Raw genomic sequence first — 19,306 nt, 5'->3', positions numbered from 1 at the left:
GCCACGCCGCGCCAAGGAGTCGCTCGTGTTCACCACGCTCTTGATTGCCAACCGCGGCGAGATTGCCTGCCGCGTAGCCGCCACTGCCCGCCGCCTGGGCCTGCGCACGGTCGCGGTCTATTCGGATGCCGACGCGGACGCGCGCCATGTCGCGGCCTGTGACGCGGCCGTGCATATCGGCGGCCCCGAGCCGCGCGCCAGCTATCTGCGCGCCGACGCCATCCTGCGGGCCGCCCTGTCCAGCGGCGCGCAGGCCATCCATCCGGGCTATGGTTTCCTGTCCGAAAACGAAGCCTTCGCCCAAGCCGCGGCCGACGCCGGCATCGCCTTCGTCGGCCCGCCGCCCTCGGCCATCGCCGCCATGGGCAGCAAGTCGGCCGCCAAGGCGCTCATGGAGCGCGCCGGCGTGCCGCTGGTGCCGGGCTACCACGGCGACAATCAGGACCCGGCCTTTCTGCGCGGCGAGGCCGACAAGATAGGCTATCCCGTGCTCATCAAGGCCAGCGCCGGCGGCGGCGGCAAGGGCATGCGCGTGGTCGAGTCCAGCGCCGCCTTCCTCGAGGCCCTGGCTTCCTGCCAGCGCGAGGCGCGCGCCAGCTTCGGCGATGACCGCGTGCTTATCGAGCGCTACTTGCAGAAGCCGCGCCATATCGAGATCCAGGTATTCGCCGACAGCCATGGCCAATGCCTTTACCTGTTCGAGCGCGACTGCTCGGTGCAGCGCCGCCACCAGAAAGTCATCGAAGAGGCCCCGGCGCCCGGCATGACGCCCGAACGCCGCCAGGCCATGGGCGAAGCCGCCGTGGCCGCCGCCAAGGCCGTGGGCTATGTGGGCGCGGGCACGGTGGAGTTCATCGCCGAACCCGACGGGCGCTTCTATTTCATGGAAATGAACACGCGCCTGCAGGTCGAACACCCGGTCACCGAGATGATCACCGGCCTGGACCTGGTCGAATGGCAGTTGCGCGTGGCCGCCGGCGAGCCGCTGCCCCTGACGCAGGACCAGCTGCGCATCGACGGCCATGCCATCGAAGCGCGCATCTACGCCGAGAACCCCGAGAAAGGCTTTCTGCCCTCCATCGGCACGCTTTCCTATCTGGCGCTGCCGCCGCACACGGCATTCTGCAACGGCGATATCCGCGTCGATGGCGGCGTGCGCATGGGCGACACCATCACGCCCTATTACGATCCCATGATCGCCAAGCTCATCGTGCGCGGCGCGGACCGCGACCAGGCCCGCGCGCGCATGGTGCAGGCGCTGGCGCAGACGCAGGCCGTAGGCGTGCAGACCAATGTCGCCTTCCTGACCCGGCTCATGCACGACGAAGCCTTTGCCGGCGCCGACCTGGACACCGGCCTGATCGAGCGCCGCCGCGCCACCCTGCTGCCCGAGGCGCAGCCGGCCAGCCCCGCATCCCTGGCCCTGGCCAGTGTCGCCGTGCTGGTGAACGAAGGCCTGGCCAGCGACACGCGGCGCGCGGCGCGCGATGCCGACCCCTGGGCGGCGCGCGACGGCTGGCGCCTGGGCGGACACTACCGCCGCGTCCTGCCCTGGGACGATCAGGGCGGCACCCGCCAGGCCGCGCTCGCGCGCGGCCCCGAAGGCTGGTCGCTGAGCGTGGACGGCGCGCCCCCGATGGCGCTGCAATGGCGCGCCCACCCCAGCGCCAACCCCGAACTGGCCTATGGCCTGCGGCTGTCGCTCGATGGGCGCGATGTGAGCGGCAATGTCGTACTGCACGGCGACCGCGCCCATGTGTTCCGCCAGGGCGACACCGTCGTGCTGCAGCGCCTGGACCGGCATGTGGACGACGGCCATGAGGGCCATGGGGGCGGCCTGACCGCCCCCATGCCGGGCAAGATCATCGCGGTCGCGGTCAAGGCCGGCGACAGCGTCGAAAAAGGCCAGGCGCTGCTGGTCATGGAAGCCATGAAGATGGAGCACACCATCACCGCGCCGGCCGCGGGCGTGGTGACGGGAATCTTTTATTCGCTGGGCGACCAGGTGGCCGAAGGCGTGGCCCTCATCGCCCTGGGCGAGGCGGGCCAGTAAGGCCGCGGCCCGGCGGGCCGTCAGGCCGCCGGGCTGGCCGGCCCCACATAGCTGAAGCGCGGCAGTTCGCCGGCCTCGGTGCTGACGGTCTCGTTCCAGATGCGCAGCAGGCGCGTGTTCATGGGCAGGCCGTCGCGCGGATAGAGCCGCACATAGACGACGACGGTCTCGTCGGTTTCGTCGGCGCGGGCCAGGCCCAGCGCCAGGTAATGCTGGCCCTTGTAGTGGCGATAGACGCCGGGGCGGAAGTCCTCGATGGCGGACATGGCGGCTCCAAAGCACGACAGCCGCATGACGCGGCTGCCGCGGGACAATGCAAGGCTTACTTGCGGACGGTGGCGATCAGGTGATCGAGCTGCTCCAGCATGGTCGCCATTTCGGCTTCGGAGACGTTCAGGGCCGGCATGAAACGCAGCAGGTTGCCGCGCGGCGCGTTCAGCAGCAGGCCTTGCGGCTCCAGCTGGCGGGCGGCCTCGACGATGGCCGGACCATATTCGCCGTCCAGCTTGAGGGCGCGCAGCAGGCCCATGCCGCGCTCGCCTTGCAGGCCGTGCTTGGCCGACAGGGTCAGGAGACCCTCGGAGAGCTGGCGGCCGCGCGTCTGCACGCCGTCCATGAAGCCCGGCGCGGCCAGCGCGTCGTACACCGCCACGCCCACGGCCGTGCACAGGGGATTGCCGTTGTAGGTGCCGCCCTGTTCGCCATGCGAGAACACGCTGACCGACTCGCGCGCCAGCAGCGCGGCCAGGGGCACGCCGCCGCCGATGCCCTTGCCCAGGGTCATGATGTCGGGCACGACGTCGAACTGCTGGTAGGCGAACATGGAGCCGGTGCGGCCCATGCCGGTCTGCACTTCGTCGACGATGAGCAGGATGCCATGCTCGTCGGCCAGCTTGCGCAGGCCCTGCATGAATTCGCGCGAGGCCGGGATGACGCCGGCTTCGCCCTGCACGGGTTCGAGCATGATGGCCACGGTCTGGGCGTCGATGAGGGCGCGCACGGAGTCCAGATCGTTCAGGTCGGCCTTGGGAAAGCCATCGACCTGCGGCGCGAACATGGTGTCCCAGCCCGGCTTGCCCGAAGCCGACATGGTCGCCAGCGTGCGGCCATGGAAGCCGTGGTCCATGGTGATGATCTTGTAGGCGCCGTTGCGATGCACGCGGCCCCACTTGCGGGCCAGCTTGATGGCGCCTTCGTTGGCTTCGGCGCCGCTATTGGCGAAAAAGACGCGATCGAACACCGAGGCCTCGGTCAGGCGCTTGGACAGCTCCAGCGAGGGCAGGTTGTAGAAGGCCGGCGAGGGATTCATCAACAGCCCGGCCTGCGTCTGCAGCGCCTGCTGCATCTCGGGCGCGCAATGGCCCAGCGCATTGACCGCCCAGCCCTGCACGAAGTCCAGATATCGCTTGCCTGCGTGATCCTCCAGCCAGGAGCCCTGGCCGCGCACGAACACCAGGTCCGGGCGGGAGGTGATCTCCATGAGGGTATTGACGTTCAACTGGCTGAATTCCATGGCAGTTCCGCAAAAAGAAACAGGAAGGGGTGGGAGGAAAGCTGAAATTTAGCACCTCGGCGCGGCGGCCAAGTGCCGGGCGGTCATCCCGGGCCTCCCGGCGGCATAAAAATCGGGGCCGGAGCACCCGGCCTAGCGGCTCAGGCCGCGCGCGGCGATGGGCCAAAGCCCCACGACCGCTTCCTCGCGATAGGCCACCAGGGTGTCATGCAGGTTGAAGGCCGGGTCCACGTGCGGCACCACCAGCCGCAGCACCTCGCCCAGCGCGGGCGCCGCCACACCTTCCTGCACGCGCACCACCCCGTGCTCGTCGTTGGCGGCCGCGTAGGCCAGGCCCGCCCGGCCATGGACTTGCGGCAGGCCGCATTCGATGGTGAGGGACTTCAGGCCCGCGTCCAGGATGACGCGGCCGGGCGCCGGCGTGCTCATGACCGTGGACAGCAGAAACAGACTGGTGCCGAAGGACAGCGGCCCGGACCACTCGTTGGCGCCGTAATCGCCGTCCATGAAGGCATAGGAACCGGCCTGCAGCTCGGTGTAGACGCCGCTGCCGGCGTCGAATTCGGCGCTGCCGGTGCCCCCGCCCGTGATGCGTTCGCAGGTGATGCCATGGGCGCGCAGCAGCGAGGCATAGCCGGCCGCGCGCGCGGCGGCCTGGCCGCAGATGGCCGCGCGCTCGGTGTGGCTGCGCACATGCTGCGCCGAGCCATGGTAGGCCTGCAGGCCGCCAAAACGCAGCCCCTGCATGGCCTCGGCGGCGCGGGCCAGGGCCAGCACATCATGATCGTCGGTCACGCCGCAACGCCCCTGTCCCACATCGACTTCGACCAGCACCGTGATGCGCGCGCCGGCCTGGGCCATGGCGGCGGCCAGGGCGTGCAGATTGGTCATGTTGTCCACGCAGACGCTCACATCGGCGCGCACGGCGATCTGGGCCAGCAGGGCCAGCTTGGCCGGGCCCACGACCTCGTTGCTGATGTGGATGTCGCGGATGCCCGCCTCCAGGAAGGGCAGGGCCTCGCTGACTTTCTGGCAGCAGATGCCGCGGGCGCCCAGCGCCAGCTGGCGGCGCGCGATCTCCGGGCATTTGTGCGCCTTGGCATGCGGACGCAGGGCCACGCCATGACGGTCGGCCCATTGCTGCATGGCGCCCAGGTTGGCCTCGAAGACATCGAGATCCAGCACCAGGCTGGGCGTGTCGACCTGCGCCAGCGGCTGGCCGGGCAGGGCAGGGTCAGGCAGGGAAAGGACGTTGGAAAGTTGGGATAAGCGTGTGGTCACCAGCGTTCGCTCCGCGCATGGCCCCGAGTCCATAACCAAAACTGAGGCAGTCATAACCATAGGGCCCCATGGCCCCCAGGTAAACCATACCCTCCGGGTGATTGGCTAAGCAATCCCCGCGTGACACACTGGCGGTGCTAAACGGCCATCACTTACAGAGCCTCAGATCACACGGAGAAGCTTTACATGTCACTCAAAAATTGGATCAAGACCCTCACGCTCGCCCTTGCCGTCGCGGGCGCGGCCACCACGGCCCAGGCGCAACAGTTCTTCCGCATCGGCACCGGCGGCACCGCCGGCACCTACTACCCCATCGGCGGCATGATCGCCAACGCGGTCTCGCAGCCGGGCAAGCTCATCGCCACGGCGGCCGCCTCCAACGGCTCGGTGGCCAACATCAACGGCATCCTGGGCGGCTCTTTCGAAGCCGGCTTCACGCAATCCGACGTGGCCTACTGGGCCTATAGCGGCACCGGCACGTTCGACGGCAAGCCCAAGGCCCAGGATCTGCGCCTGATCGCCACGCTCTATCCGGAAAGCATCCACCTGGTCGCGCGCAAGGGCGCCGGCATCAAGTCGGTGGCCGACCTGCGCGGCAAGCGCGTCTCCATGGACGAACCCGGCTCGGGCACGCTGGTCGACGTGCGCCTCATCCTGGGCGCCTACGGCATGACCGACAAGGACGTGAAGGCCGAGTACCTCAAGCCCAACCAGGCCGGCGACAAGATCAAGGACGGCGGCCTGGACGCCTTCTTCTTCGTGGGCGGCGCGCCGGCTGGCGCCATCGCCGAACTGGCCTCCAGCGGCGCCGGCATCGAGATCGTGCCCCTGGTCGGCCCCGAGATCGACAAGCTGCGCGCCAGCCAGCAGTTCTTCACGCCGGACACCATCGCCGCCAACACCTACCAGGGCGTGGGCGAGATCAAGACCATCTCGGTCAACGCCCAAATGGTGACCTCGGCCAAGCTGTCCGAGCAGACCGTCTATGACATCGTCAAGGCCATGTATGGCGAATCTGCCCAGAAAGCGCTGGCCGCCGGCCACACCAAGGGCAAGCTGATCACCAAGGAGAACGCCGTCAAGGGCGCTGGCATCCCCTTCCATCCGGGCGCCGAGAAGTTCTACAAGGAAGCCGGCCTGCTGAAGTAAGCAGCCCCCAGCAACACCCCACAGGCCACGGCATGCTCTGCAGCCGTGGCCCTGTCTTTATCCGGCGGGGTCTTCCCGCCCGCGAGATGCATTGCCATGGAAATAGACCACGAAAAAACCCAGCAGCTGGCTGAGAAATACGACTCGGAAATCCGCTTCCGGCCGCTGGGCAAGATTGCCACCTGGATCGTCTCCCTGCTGCTGGTGACGTTATCCCTCTTTCACTACTACACGGCGGGTTTCGGCCTGCTGCGCGAAGCCACCCACCGCGGCGTGCACCTGGCCTTTGTGTTGAGCCTGATCTTCCTGGTCTTCGGCTTCAGCAAGGCGCACTACCAGCGCGAACCCAAATCCACCTGGTACGCCCCCGGCGGCGTGCCCCTGTACGACTGGATCATCGCCATCGCGCTGGCCCTCAGCGTGCTGTACATCCCCTATATCTTCGAGGACCTGGCCTTCCGCGTGGGCAATCCGCTGCCCATGGACGTGGCCATGGGCACCGTGCTCATCATCGGCCTGCTGGAGGGCACGCGGCGCGCCATGGGCTGGCCCCTGCCCATCATCGCGCTGGTCTTCCTGGCCTATGCCGCCTTCGGGCCGTATTTCCCCGGCCTGCTCAAGCACGCCGGCAATAACTGGTCCCAGATCGTCAACCATATGTACCTAACCAGCCAGGGCGTGTATGGCGTGGCGGTGGGCGTGGTGGCGACTTATGTCTTCCACTTCGTGCTGTTCGGCGTGCTGGCCACGCGCATCGGCCTGGGCCAGCTCTTTCTGGACATTGCCTCGACCATCGCCGGCCGCTATGCCGGCGGCCCGGCCAAGGTCTCCGTCTTTGGCTCGGCCATGTTCGGCATGCTGTCGGGCTCTTCGGTGGCCAACGCCGTGACGGTGGGTTCGCTCACCATCCCGGCCATGATCCGCATCGGCTATCCGCGTCACTTCGCCGCGGGCGTGGAAGCGGCCTCCAGCACCGGCGGCCAGATCACCCCGCCCATCATGGGCGCGGCCGCCTTCCTGATGATCGAATTCCTGGGCATTCCCTACCAGGACATCGCGATCGCGGGGATCTTCCCGGCCTTCCTGTATTTCTTCGGCATGTTCATGCAGGTGCACTTCGAGGCCAAGCGCGAAGGCCTGCGCGGGCTGACCGACGAAGAAATGCCCAAGCTGCGCGCCTCGTTCAAGAAGCGCTGGCCCACGCTCATCCCGCTGATCCTCCTGATCGGCGTGCTGGCCAGCGGCCGCACGCCCTATCTGGCCGCGTTTGCCGGCATCACCGGCTGCATCGTGGTGGGTCTGCTCAATCCCTTCCAGCGCCTGCACTGGCGGGATCTGTACGAGGCCTTCGAAACCGGCGCCAAGTATGCGCTGGCCGTGGGCGCGGCGGCCGGCACCGTCGGCCTGGTGATCGGCGTGGTCACCCTGACCGGCGTGGGCTTCAAGATCTCCTACATCGTCATCTCCACGGCCCAGTCGATCGCCGGCGGCGTAGGCAGCCTCTTGCCGGCGGCCGTGGCCGACCTGCAAACGCTGACCCTGATCGCCGCGCTGATCATGACGGGGCTGGTCTGCATCCTGATGGGCTGCGGCATCCCCACGACGGCGAACTACCTCATCATGGTCGCGGTCGCCGCGCCCACCCTGGTGCAGCTCGGCGTGCAGCCTATCGCCGCGCACTTCTTCGTGTTCTATTTCGGCATCCTGGCCGATATCACGCCGCCAGTGGCGCTGGCGGCCTACGCGGCGGCGGGCATGGCCGGCAGCGATCCCTTCAAGACGGGCAACACGGCCTTCCGGCTGGGGATCACCAAGCTCATCGTGCCCTTTGTCTTCGTGTTCTCGCCCTCGCTGCTGATCTCGGTCAAAGGCTTCACCTGGTACGACTTCAGCGTCACGCTGGTGGGCTGCATGATCGGCCTGGTGCTGCTGTCGGCGGCCTTCTCGCGTTACTTCCTGGTGCTCATGAAGGGCTGGGAGCGCTGGCTGTTCACCTTCGGCGCCTTCCTGACCATTTTGCCGGGCGCCTTGAGCGGCCTGATCGGCCTGGCGATCTGCATACCGGCCTTTGTCAGCCAGTGGCGCGGCTGGACGCAAGAGCAGCGGCCACGCACCGCCTGAGCGCCGCCCTGTCCGGACTAAGCCCCCTCGCGGGGCTTTTTTCTTTTGGGCGGAGCCCAGCCTTATCCGACAACGGGATAGGAAACCTCCTGGGCGCGCCTGGCCGCGGGATATCTAGTATTGATTCTCATTCAAATATCTCGTTTCCCTCCAGGCTGTTGTCCGCATGTCCCTGCCCAAGCCCCTGGCCCTGGCCGCCTTGCTCTTGCCCGCCGCCCCGCACGTCCACGCCGATACCGCCGCACCGCCCACGGTCTTCACCCTGCCCGCGCAGCAGGTCCTGGCCGATAGTGTCGAACTCAGCCGTTCCGAACTCGACCAGACCGACATCGACCGCGCGCAGGCCGACAATTTCGCCAGCCTGGTGGACCGCCTGCCCGGCATTTCCATGGCCGGCTCGCCCCGCCCCGGCGGCCAGAGCCTGAACATCTGGGGCCTGGGCGACACCGAGGATGTCAAGCTGGTGCTCGATGGCGCGCCCAAGGGCTTCGAGAAATACCGCCAGGGCTCGGTATTCATCGAGCCCGAACTGATACGGCGCATCGAAGTCGACAAGGGGCCGCACAACCTGCTCGATGGCACCGCCGGGTTTGGCGGCACGGTCAGGATAGACACCAAGGACGCCAGCGAGCTGCTGGCGCCGGACCGCAACATCGGCGGCCTGCTCAAATACGGCCATCACAGCAATGACGGCCAGAACATCTATAGCGGCGCGGTGTTCGCGCGCAGCCCCGCCGGCGCGGTCGACGGCCTGGTCTATTTCAACCGGCGCGACGGCGGCAATCTGCGCCGGCCCGACGGCAGCCGCTTTCTGTACTCGGGCAACGATTTGCAGTCCTATCTCGCCAAGTCGAATATCCAACTCCATGACGCCCATGCGCTGACGCTGTCGGCCATGCGCTCGACCTCGGCCGGCTGGCAGCCCTTCGCCGCCAAACGCGATGACCTGCCCGGCCCCTCCGAGGCCGACATCCGCCGCTATGGCCTGACGGGCGCCTGGCGGCGCCGCCTGGTGCATCGCGACCAAACCGACCAGACCCTCAGCGCGCGCTGGAACTACGCGCCGGCGGCCAGCCCCTGGCTGAACCTGACGCTGTCATATGCGCAATCCCGGACCGAGCAGCACGACCGCCGGCCTGAGAACGCCTCGCGCGGCGCCTTTCTCGGCACCTTGGGCAACCGCAGCTGGGTCGACTACCGGGACCGCGTGCTGGAACTGCGCAACACGGCCCGATTCTCGACCGGGGGCGTGGACCACGCCCTGCTGCTGGGCGCGCGCTGGCATCGGCACGAGCGCGACACGCTCATGTACTACCCGCCCGGCGCCAAACGGGCCGATTACAACCACGGCTATTTCCAGCCCTATTACATGCCCGCGGGCCGGCAGACCGTGCGCAGCCTGGTCGTGCAGAACGCCGTGACGCTGGGCTCGCTCACCCTCACGCCCGGGCTGCGCTACGACCATGTCGTCAACGCAGGCCGGCCCAATGAGGCGCCGCGCTACAACAGCCCGCGGCCTTCGGCCGGCCATGATTATCGGCCGGTGACCTATACCGGCTGGACGCCGCATCTGGGCGCGCTATGGCGGGCCCGGCCCTGGTTGAGCCTGCTGGGCGATGTCACGCGCGGCTGGCGCGCGCCGGTGATCGACGAACAGTACGAGGTCCAGTACGAACGCGCCCAGGCCTCGGGCAGCAGCCGGGGGCTCAAGCCCGAGCGCATGCTGGGATGGCGCGCCGGCGCCATCCTGGATTTCCGCGATGTCCTGGCCGGCCGCGACCATCTGCAATTGCGCGCCACCGTGTTCGGCAATCGCGGCAAGGACGAGATTTTCGTGCGCCGCGGCGTGCTCTGCGCGAGCGCGCCCTGCGCGCGGCCGTTGTCGAACTACCGCAATCTGCCGGGTTATCGCATCGAGGGGCTGGAGCTGGAGTCCTTCTATGACAGCGCGCGCTGGTTCGGCAAGCTGGCCGTCTCGGCCATGCGCGGCCGGCGCGACAGTTCGCCGCGTGATCCCGGCGGCCAACGCAGCTGGATGGCGGAGATCCCGCCGCTTTCGGCGCACGCCATGCTGGGCGTCAAACTGCCGCGCCATGGCCTGTCCCTGGGCTGGACCGGCGAGTTCGTGCGGCGCCAGGACCGCTCGCCCACGCAAAGCGATCCCATGGCCGTCTACTGGTCCCTGCCCGCCAGCAGCGGCTATGCGCTGCACGGCCTGTTCGCGCATTGGCGCCCGCCGCGCTGGCCGGGCCTGCAGCTGCGCCTGACCGTGGACAATGTGTTCAACCGGGCCTACCGTCCCTATCTTGGCGAGTCGGTCTCGGGCCTGGGCCGCAATATCAAAATCAGCCTTTCCCAGCGCTTCTGAACGCGGGCCGCGGGGGTGCGTCCCCCGCGGCGTGCCGTGGGCGCAACGCCTCCGATATCCATGGCGAAGTCGCGGTTGATCCGAGTGACCGTTCCGCGTAAAGTAAAATCACCTTTGCTGGTCTGCCGATATGCGGGCCGACTGTGCAAAGCGGCAACTTATTCGCCATATGTTCGATATCCTGGTTTATCTGTTCGAAAACTATTACACGCCGCAAGCCTGTCCTGCGGCCGATGTGCTGGCAAAGCGGCTTGCCGCCGCCGGCTTCGAGCACGAAGACATCGACGATGCGTTGGGATGGCTCTACGGCCTGGCCGAAACCACGGAACGCTGCGTCGAGCTCGCCCAGACGCCTGCCACGGGTTTCCGCGTCTACACCGACGCGGAATATCAACAGCTTGGCAGCGCCTCGATCGGCTTCATCACCTTTCTCGAATCGGCGGGCGTGCTGCCCGCCCCCCTGCGTGAAATCGTGATCGACCGCGCACTGGCTTCGCCGGAAGCGCCGGTCTCCCTGTCCAAGATCAAGATCATCGCCCTGATGGTCCTCTGGAGCCAGGAAGCCGAGATCGACAACCTGGTGCTCGAAGAGCTGCTGGACGACGAAGAAAGCCGCCGGCTGCATTGACGCGGCCAGCTGTCCCATGGCGTCCCCAAGGGCGTCCTTTCCTGTTTCCCGAAACGTGAGCTATATCGGCCGATTCGCCCCCAGCCCGAGCGGGCCGCTGCATGCCGGCTCGCTGGCCGCGGCCCTGGCCAGCTGGCTGGATGCCCGCGCCCATGGCGGCCGCTGGCTGCTGCGCATCGAAGACGTGGACAAACCGCGCGCGGTGCCTGGCGCCGATGACGTCATCATGCGGCAGCTGCGCGATCTGGGCCTGCGCTGGGAAGGCGAGGTGCTGTGGCAATCCCGCCGCGACGCGGTCTATCAGGCGGCTTTTGATCGCCTCGTCGCCGCCGGCCAGGTCTATGGCTGCGGCTGCACGCGCCGCGAGATCGCCGATTCGGCGCTGCGCGGGACCGCCGGCATCGACGGCGAGCGTCCCTATCCGGGCACCTGCCGCCATGGCCTGGCGCCGGGCCGCCAGGCGCGCGCCTGGCGCTTGCGCGTGCCTCCGGGCGTGGAGCGCTTCGAAGACCGCTGGCTGGGCCCGCAATCCCAGGATGTGGCCGGCGCGGTGGGCGACTTCGTGCTCAAGCGGGCCGACGGCATGTGGGCCTATCAATTGGCCGTCGTGGTCGACGATGGCGAGCAGGGCGTGACCGATGTGGTGCGCGGGGCGGACCTGCTGGGTTCGACGGCGCGCCAGCGGGTGCTGCAAGGCCTGCTGGGCCTGCCCATGCCCCGGGTCATGCATGTGCCCCTGGTGACCGACCCGCGCAGCGGGCTGAAGCTGTCCAAGCAGAACAACGCGCCCGCCCTGGACACCCGCGATCCGCTGGGCTGCCTGGCGCGCGCCTGGCAGGACCTGGGCTTCGCGCCCCTGGCCGCGCGCGACCGGGACGACTTCCTGGCGCGCGCCACGCAGGCCTGGGGCGCGCGCTTTGCCTGAGGCTACAGCGGCTTGAGGTCCTCGCCCAGCATGCGCACCAGCAGCCCGGTGCCGCTGCCGTCCAGCCTGACCTCGCCGTAGCGCGCGCGCTCGTAGCGGGCCGCCTCGCCCTCGGGAAAGAAATAGGCATTGGTGACGATGCGCACCCCGTCCGGCCGCACCCGGTAGCGCAACACCAGCTCGGGCGCGGCATGCGGGTCCGCCTTGGCCTGGATGCGCAGGGGCTGGGCCACGCCGCGCGCATCGGGCGACAGCACGAGATAGCCATCGGTGCCGGTCTGTTCATCGGCCTGGCGCAGCTTGGTGACCGCCGTACCCGCCGCAAAACGCAAGGCCATGTAGTCGCCCTGCATGAGGGAACGCGGATCCACCGGCGCCAGCTCCAGGATGGCCACCTGCCCATGGGCCAGCAATTGCTCGCGCTGGTAGATGGTGATGTTGCACACCGCCAGCACCAGCGCCAGGCCGGCCAGCACCACGGCCGCGCGGCGGCGCATGGCCGGCGCGGGCGGCGACAGCGCCGGCCGTGCGCCGTCGTCGGTGCGCATCAGGCGAGGCAGCAGCCAGACCAGCACGCGCAGCAGGAAAAGCAGCACGGCGGCGCCCGCCAGCCAGGCCGCCTTCTGCAGCAGGGGCACGTCCAGCTGGTAGTAGTACAGCAGCAGATAGGCCAGCAGGCTCAAGACGCCAAAGCCGGTCAGCCGCGGTTTGTTCAGGCCAAAGCCCAGCAGCAGCCAGGTCAGCGCGAAGGCAATGCCGGGGCTGGGCAGCCAGAACAGGGCCAGCACCAGCAGGGCCAGGGGCGTGATGACGACCAGCGCACGGGTCAGCACCCGCCGGCGGGGCCACAGCAGCCAGAGCGCCGCCGCGGCCGGCAGCAGGGCGCCCGCGATATTCAGGAACGCGGGCAGGCGGTGCAGCTTCCAGAGCGAGGGCAGCTGGTCCACGCCGACGCCGCCCGCCATCCAGACCATGCCCTGCACGGCCACCACGAAAGCCCAGGCCAGGGGTTCGAGAAAATGAGGCCGCGCGCGCGCCAGGCGCCGGTCGGCGCAAAAGGCCAGCGCGGCCAGCCAGGCGCCCAGCACGGCGACGGGCAGCCACAGGAAGGTGGCGCGCAGCATGTCCAGCGCCAGCCACATTTCCAGCACATCATTGCGGCCCATGTCGGGCTGCAGGGCCTGCCACACCAGGCCCGTCATGCCGAAGGCGATCAGGCCGCCGCTCAGAAAGCGCAGCAGCGCGTCGGGCGCCAGGGCATAGACGGCGGCCGCCAGCAGCACGATGAAAAGGCAGGCGCTGGCGATCGAATCATTGCCCACGAAGCTGAAGACCACCAGCAGCTGCCCGGCGAACGCCATGGCGATGGCGCATTGCCGCCAGAACGGCCCGGCCGCGGCGCGCAGCACCGCCACGCCGGCCGCGCACAGGATGAGGCCGAAGACGACCGCGCCCTGGTCGCTGGTCACCATGCCGGAAAAGAACAGGAAGACCAGCAGGAGGATGGTGGCCAGCCAGGCGCTCAGGCCCAGCAGCCCCTGCACATACCAGGGCGCCGTGGCGCTGCCGCCCGTGCCGGTGTCCTCGGCCAGCCCGATGACGGGCGCGGCGTCATCGGCCGGATCCACGCTCAGGCCGGCCGAGATGCCGGCCGGTTCGGCGTCGGCCGCCTGCGTGGCCGCGCGGGCGCCTTCGGCCGGCTGGCCCCGCTCGCCCAGACGGCGCAGCCAGCGGGCGGCCCAGACCGCCTCGGCCATGAGCAGGGCGGCCAGGGGCAGGGCGGCCCAGGCGCCGGGCGCCAGCTCCATCAGCCAGTCGCCGGCCACGCGCAGCGACACGCAGATCACCCCGGCGGCCAGCATGGCCAGGATGACCAGGTCGCGGCGACCGCGATAATAGAAATACCCCAGCCCCAGCGTGACCGCGATCCAGGCCAGGGCGGTGACATGGCCATGGCGGCCGAAGACGACATCGCCGAACAGCAGGGGCAGGATCAGGGCGATCAGGGCCAGGAAGGCCAAAACCCGGGGACCGACCCGGGTGCGGCTATGCCGCAGGCGGACCATCATCTCCCAGACGCCCAGCATGATGAGATTGGCCAGGGCCATGACCAGGGCGGCAAAAGCGGGGTCGGAGACCTGATTCCACCATGCAAGTAAGTGCTCACCTATCCACAGACCCAGGGCGGCGTTGACGACCAGGCACCAAAGCAGCCAAAGAACCTGGCTGGCGGCGGCCAGGGCCCAGGGCAGCAGCAACAGCGCCCACCAGGCAAAAAGCTCCCAGGTATCGGCGCCGGTCTGGTAGGTTTGACCCAGGAGGGCCAGCAGGGCGCCCAGCAAGAGGCCGGACAGCGTCAGGACCGCGCCGGCGGCCTGTTGCCGCAATCGATCCGTCCCCCTCAACCGCAGGGCGAGCCAGAGACTGGCCAGGACCGAGACGGCCAGCAGACCCTGGGCCAGGGCGAAACGGCGGCTTATCCCCATGCCGGGCCAGTTGGCCGCGACCCAGCAGATCACCCCGCTGCCCAGCAGCAAAACCGCCAGCCAGAGCGTCGTTCGCCCGAGAAATTGACGCCATGCGTGCAGTTCCGATCCCACTTGCCGAGTAGTGCCGACTTGCATGCCGCGAATCTCCCCTCTTATCATCCGCGCTAATCGAGGCGGGACTGCCGCCACTGGATACACATGAACAAAACGCTGATCATTGCCGAAAAGCCCTCGGTAGCCCTGGATATATCACGCGCTCTAGGAGGCTTTGCGCGCGAGGGCGACTATTTTGAAAGCGAACGTTACGTACTGGCTTCCAGTATCGGACATTTGCTCAGTCTGGTGGCGCCCAATGATCCGGTCAAGGGTAAATGGAGCTTCACCCATCTGCCGGTGATTCCACCTGCTTTCGAGCTGGGCCCGACCGACAAGAAATCCGCCGAGCGCCTGAAGCTGCTCGTGCGCCTGGCCAAGCGCAAGGATGTGGACGCCATCATCAACGCCTGTGACGCCGGCCGCGAGGGCGAACTCATCTTCCGCTACATCATCCAGTACGCGGGGGTCAAAAAGCCGATCCAGCGCCTGTGGCTGCAATCCATGACGCAGGCGGCCATCCGCGAAGCCTTCGAAAATCTGCGCGACGATGTCCAGCTCAAGCCGCTGGAGGCGGCCGCCCGCTCGCGGGCCGAGGCCGACTGGCTGGTGGGCATCAATGGCACCCGCGCCATGACGGCCTTCAACAGCAAGGACGGCGGCTTCTTCAAGACCCCCGTGGGCCGCGTGCAGACGCCCACGCTGGCCATCGTGGCCGAGCGCGAGAACCGCATCCGCAGCTTCGTCTCGCGCGATTACTGGGAGGTGCACGCCACGTTCGTGGCCGCCGCCGGCCTGTACGAGGGCCGCTGGATCGATCCGGATTTCAAGAAGGACGAGCGCGACCCCGAAAAACGCGAATCCCGCCTATGGTCGCAAGCGGCCGCGCAAAGCGTGGTGGCCGCCTGCCGCGGCCAGGCGGGCGAAGTCACCGAGGAGTCCAAGCCCTCGACCCAGATGTCGCCGGCCCTCTACGACCTGACCTCGCTGCAGCGCGAGGCCAACGGCCGCTTCGGCTTCTCGGCCAAGACCACGCTGGCCCTGGCCCAGACGCTGTATGAACGCCACAAGGCGCTGACCTACCCGCGTACCGATTCGCGCTATCTACCCGAGGACTACATCAACACGGTGCGCCAGACCATGCGCGCGCTGGCCGAAGGCGACTCCCACGCGGTGGGTGGGCTGGCCCGCCATGCCGGCACCGTGGTGAGCAATGACTGGGTCAAGCCCAACCGCCGCATCTTCGACAACAAGAAGGTATCGGATCACTTCGCCATCATCCCCACGCTGCAGATCCCGCATGACCTGAGCGAGGCCGAGGGCAAGATCTACGACCTGGTGCTCAAGCGCTTCCTGGCGGTGTTCTTCCCGGCGGCCGAATACCGCGTCACCACCCGCCTGACCCAGGTCCAGGGGCATCGCTTCAAGACCGAGGGCAAGGTGCTGGTTTCGCCGGGCTGGCTGGCCGTCTACGGCAAGGAGGCCCAGGGCGAGGACGCCAACCTGGTGCCCGTGGCCGATGGCGAGACCGTGCGCGCCGAGGATGTGCGCGCCGAAGCCCTGGCCACCAAGCCGCCGGCCCGCTACAACGAAGCCACGCTGCTGTCGGCCATGGAAGGCGCCGGCAAGCTGGTCGACGACGAAGAGCTGCGCGAGGCCATGTCCGAGCGCGGCCTGGGCACGCCGGCCACGCGGGCGGCCATCATCGAAGGCCTGCTCAATGAGGGGTATCTGCGCCGCGATGGCCGCGACCTGGTGCCGACCGCCAAGGCGCGCCAGCTCATGACGCTGCTCGCGGGCCTGGACGTCACCGAACTGACTTCGCCCGAATTGACCGGCGAGTGGGAACACAAGCTCAAGCAGATCGAGCAGGGCGGCCTGAACCGCGAAGCCTTCATGCGCGAGATCGCGCAGATGACGCAGATCATCGTCAAGCGCGCCAAGGAATACGAACGCGATACGGTGCCGGGCGACTACGCCACCCTGCAGACGCCCTGCCCGAAATGCGGCGGCGTGGTCAAGGAAAACTACCGCCGCTATGCCTGCACGCAATGCGATTTTTCGATCAGCAAGCACCCCGGCGGGCGCACCTTCGAGCTGCCCGAAGTGGAAGAGCTGCTGGCCAAGCGCGAAATCGGCCCCCTGCAGGGCTTCATCAGCAAGATGGGCCGCCCCTTTGCCGCCATTTTGCGCATCAGCGACGAGTACAAGCTGGAATTCGACTTCGGCCAGAGCGACGACGACGACAACGAGCCCGTGGACTTCAGCGGCCATACGCCGGTGGGCAACTGCCCGAAGTGCGGCTCGCGCGTGTTCGAGCATGGCATGAGCTATGTCTGCGAAAAAGCGGTCGGCCCGCAAAAGAGCTGCGACTTCCGTTCGGGCAAGGTCATCCTGCAGCAGGAGATCTCGCGCGAGCAGATGAGCAAGCTGCTGTCCGAAGGCCGCAGCGATCTGCTCGACGGCTTCGTCTCCAGCCGCACCAACCGCAAGTTCAAGGCCTACCTCGTGCGCCAGCCCGACGGCAAGATCGGCTTTGAATTCGAGCCGCGCGGCGACAAGCCGGGACGCGGCGCGGCCAAGACAGCCAGCAAGACGCCGGCCAAGACCGCCGCCAAGAAGGCTCCGGCCAAGACCGCCGTGAAAAAAACGGCCGCCAAGAAAACCGCCACCAAGACGGCCGCCAAAACGGCCGCCAAGACCGCGGTCAAAAAGGCGGCCGCCAAGAAAACGGCCGGCTGAACGCTTCCAGCGCCATCCCGACATGCCCGGCTCGCCGGGCATGTTTTTTTCCGCCAGACGGCGACTGCGGTATCGTTGGCGACACTGCCACGCCATCACGACATCACAGAGGACGACATGATTTCTCGCTCCCGCGGCCTGACGCGCCGCCAGTTGCTGGCCAGCGCGGCCGCGACCTCGCTGCTGGGCCTGCCGGCCCTGGCGCAGAACCGCCTGGGCAAGGCCGTCTACGGTCAGGGCAGCATCGACCCCTTTTTCGCCGCCGGCTATGTCGCCCTGAAAAAAGGGTATTTCGGCGCCAACGGGCTGGACGTGGAATACCTCAATTCCCAAAGCGGCCCGCGCACCAACCAGCTGCTGGCGGCCGGGCAGATCCTGTTCGGCGCCACCGCCGCCACCGCCGCGCCGGCGCTGACCCTGGCGGGCAAGCCCGCCACGCTGGTGTTCGGCTTTGACCGCAAGCTGACCTATGCCAACGTGATCGTGCGCAAGGAAGACTACGACAGCGGCAAGGTGCGCGAGCTGAAAGATCTGGCCGGCAAGCGCATGGGCGCGACCCAGCCCCAGTCCAGCACCTGGCTGATGGCCGTCTACCTGATGCAGAAAGCCGGCGTGGGCGACAAGGTGGATATCCGCCCGCTGGGCGACCTGGCCACCATGCTGGGGGCGCTGAAGACGGGCTCGGTATCGGCCAGCATGGCGACCATGTCGATGATGGAGCAGGCCCAGGCCGAGGGCTGGGGCGTGCCGATCTTCGATGCGACCACCGACGCCTCGTGGCAGGCCTTCATGGGCGGCGATGTGCCCGGCATCGCCGCCCTGACGCTGCGCGACACCATCGAGCGCCGTCCCGAAGTGGTGCAGGGCTTTATCGACGCGCTGGTCAAGGCCCAGGATTTCATCAGCGCGCACAGCGCGGCCGACGTCACCGACACCATCTACGCCGACTACCTCAGCGCCTTTCCGCGCGAGGCCATCGAGAAAACCATAGGCGTCTACCAGAACAGCGTCTTCCTGAAAGACAACATCATCACCGAGGACGCCTACGCGCGCCTGACCGCCATCATGGGCGATGGCCGGCAGTTCTCCAACGAAGCGCTGGCGCGCGCGCCCTACTCGGCCTGCGTGGACATGCGTTTCGTGCGCAAGGCCAGAGGGCTCTGATGATAGACCTCGAACACGTCGGCAAGGTCTATCACGGCCGGCAGGGCAGCGTGCACGCGGTGGGCGATGTCAGCCTGACGATAGGCGAGGGCGAGTTCCTCTCCATCGTCGGGCCCTCGGGCTGCGGCAAGAGCACGCTGCTGAACATGATCGCGGGCTTTCTGCCGCCCTCGGCCGGCCAGATCCGCGTCGACGGCCAGCCCGTGCACGGCCAGGTGCCGCCGCGGCTGGGCTATATCTTCCAGAAGGACACCTTGCTGCCCTGGTACACCGTGAGCAAGAATGTGGCGCTGGGCCTGCGCTTCATGGGCGTGCCCGCGGCGCGCATCGCGCCGCGCGTGCAGCAGCTGCTTGCGCTGGGCCACCTCGAAGGCTTCGCCCAGGCCTATCCCCATCAGCTCTCCGGCGGCATGCGCCGCCGCGTGGCGCTCTTGATGAGCCTGGCGGTCGAGCCGCGCATCCTGCTGCTGGACGAGCCCTTCGGCGCGCTGGACACGCACACCAAGACCCATCTGCACCGCGAACTGGGCGAGATCTGGCGCAACCTGGGCCAGACCATCGTCATGGTCACCCACGACCTGGACGAGGCCATCACGCTGTCGGATCGCGTCGTCGTGCTGTCCGGCCCGCCCAGCCGGGTGCTGCTGGATGAGCGCATCGCCATCCCCCATCCGCGCGATGTCTTCACCTTGCGCGAGACCCCCGAGTTCACCGCCCATGTGCAAAGCCTGTGGGCCGTGCTGGGGCAGCAATTCCGCGCCGCGGCCTGAAACCGTTTCA

At 67.9% G+C, this 19,306-nt stretch carries 13 protein-coding genes; 9 read left to right on the top strand and 4 right to left on the bottom strand.

Features of this window, described 5'->3' with window-relative positions; all coding sequences use genetic code 11:
• Positions 1-25 precede the first annotated feature (25 nt).
• On the top strand, positions 26-2,053 hold the full coding sequence (locus L540_RS22120) for an acetyl/propionyl/methylcrotonyl-CoA carboxylase subunit alpha (protein ID WP_043210648.1): 2,028 nt from the start codon (positions 26-28) through the stop codon (positions 2,051-2,053).
• Positions 2,054-2,073: 20 nt separating this feature from the next.
• Here L540_RS22120 and L540_RS04775 read toward each other — a convergent pair whose 3' ends face one another.
• The 3 genes from L540_RS04775 to L540_RS04765 form a co-directional block, all read right to left on the bottom strand.
• On the bottom strand, positions 2,074-2,319 hold the full coding sequence (locus tag L540_RS04775; protein ID WP_029577824.1) for a DUF1653 domain-containing protein: 246 nt from the start codon (positions 2,317-2,319) through the stop codon (positions 2,074-2,076).
• A 56-nt stretch (positions 2,320-2,375) separates the two neighbouring features.
• Positions 2,376-3,566, bottom strand: a complete 1,191-nt coding sequence (locus tag L540_RS04770) for an acetylornithine transaminase (protein WP_043210651.1) — start codon at positions 3,564-3,566, stop codon at positions 2,376-2,378.
• Positions 3,567-3,698: 132 nt separating this feature from the next.
• Positions 3,699-4,880, bottom strand: coding sequence for a DSD1 family PLP-dependent enzyme (locus L540_RS04765; protein ID WP_048025911.1), 1,182 nt, complete (start codon positions 4,878-4,880; stop codon positions 3,699-3,701).
• Between the two features lie 153 nt (positions 4,881-5,033).
• Between L540_RS04765 and L540_RS04760 the strand changes: the two genes are divergently transcribed.
• The 5 genes from L540_RS04760 (at position 5,034) to gluQRS (ending at position 12,038) form a co-directional block, all read left to right on the top strand.
• On the top strand, positions 5,034-5,996 hold the full coding sequence (locus tag L540_RS04760; RefSeq protein WP_043210656.1) for a TAXI family TRAP transporter solute-binding subunit: 963 nt from the start codon (positions 5,034-5,036) through the stop codon (positions 5,994-5,996).
• A gap of 96 nt (positions 5,997-6,092) precedes the next feature.
• Positions 6,093-8,117, top strand: coding sequence for a TRAP transporter permease (locus L540_RS04755; protein WP_043210658.1), 2,025 nt, complete (start codon positions 6,093-6,095; stop codon positions 8,115-8,117).
• Positions 8,118-8,283: 166 nt separating this feature from the next.
• Complete coding sequence (locus L540_RS04750; RefSeq protein WP_043210661.1) at positions 8,284-10,485, top strand: TonB-dependent hemoglobin/transferrin/lactoferrin family receptor; 2,202 nt, start codon at positions 8,284-8,286, stop codon at positions 10,483-10,485.
• Between the two features lie 169 nt (positions 10,486-10,654).
• Positions 10,655-11,113 carry a Smg family protein gene (locus L540_RS04745; protein ID WP_043210663.1) on the top strand — a complete coding sequence of 153 codons (459 nt, stop codon included), beginning with the start codon at positions 10,655-10,657 and terminating at the stop codon, positions 11,111-11,113.
• A 16-nt stretch (positions 11,114-11,129) separates the two neighbouring features.
• A complete protein-coding gene (gene gluQRS / locus L540_RS04740) occupies positions 11,130-12,038 on the top strand; it encodes a tRNA glutamyl-Q(34) synthetase GluQRS (protein ID WP_048025890.1) in 909 nt (302 codons plus the stop codon).
• A gap of 2 nt (positions 12,039-12,040) precedes the next feature.
• Here the strand turns inward: gluQRS and L540_RS04735 are convergent, their stop codons facing one another.
• On the bottom strand, positions 12,041-14,662 hold the full coding sequence (locus L540_RS04735) for a GDYXXLXY domain-containing protein (protein ID WP_043210666.1): 2,622 nt from the start codon (positions 14,660-14,662) through the stop codon (positions 12,041-12,043).
• 63 nt (positions 14,663-14,725) lie between these two features.
• On the opposite strand from L540_RS04735, the gene L540_RS04730 reads away from it, so the two are divergent.
• The 3 genes from L540_RS04730 to L540_RS04720 all read left to right on the top strand — a co-directional run bounded on the left by L540_RS04730 (position 14,726) and on the right by L540_RS04720 (position 19,296).
• The gene (locus tag L540_RS04730; protein ID WP_043210668.1) at positions 14,726-17,362 is read left to right on the top strand and encodes a DNA topoisomerase III; all 2,637 of its coding nucleotides are present in this window, start codon (positions 14,726-14,728) and stop codon (positions 17,360-17,362) included.
• 117 nt (positions 17,363-17,479) lie between these two features.
• On the top strand, positions 17,480-18,526 hold the full coding sequence (locus L540_RS04725) for an ABC transporter substrate-binding protein (RefSeq protein ID WP_043210671.1): 1,047 nt from the start codon (positions 17,480-17,482) through the stop codon (positions 18,524-18,526).
• Positions 18,526-19,296, top strand: coding sequence for an ABC transporter ATP-binding protein (locus L540_RS04720; RefSeq protein WP_043210673.1), 771 nt, complete (start codon positions 18,526-18,528; stop codon positions 19,294-19,296). Before L540_RS04725 ends, L540_RS04720 begins: the two co-directional genes overlap by 1 nt.
• Positions 19,297-19,306: the final 10 nt, after the last annotated feature.

This window comes from Bordetella pseudohinzii (assembly GCF_000657795.2).
GTDB lineage: Bacteria > Pseudomonadota > Gammaproteobacteria > Burkholderiales > Burkholderiaceae_B > Bordetella > Bordetella pseudohinzii.
The sequence above is the reverse complement of the archived record's forward strand: the minus strand, read 5'-3'. Positions and strand labels throughout refer to the sequence as shown.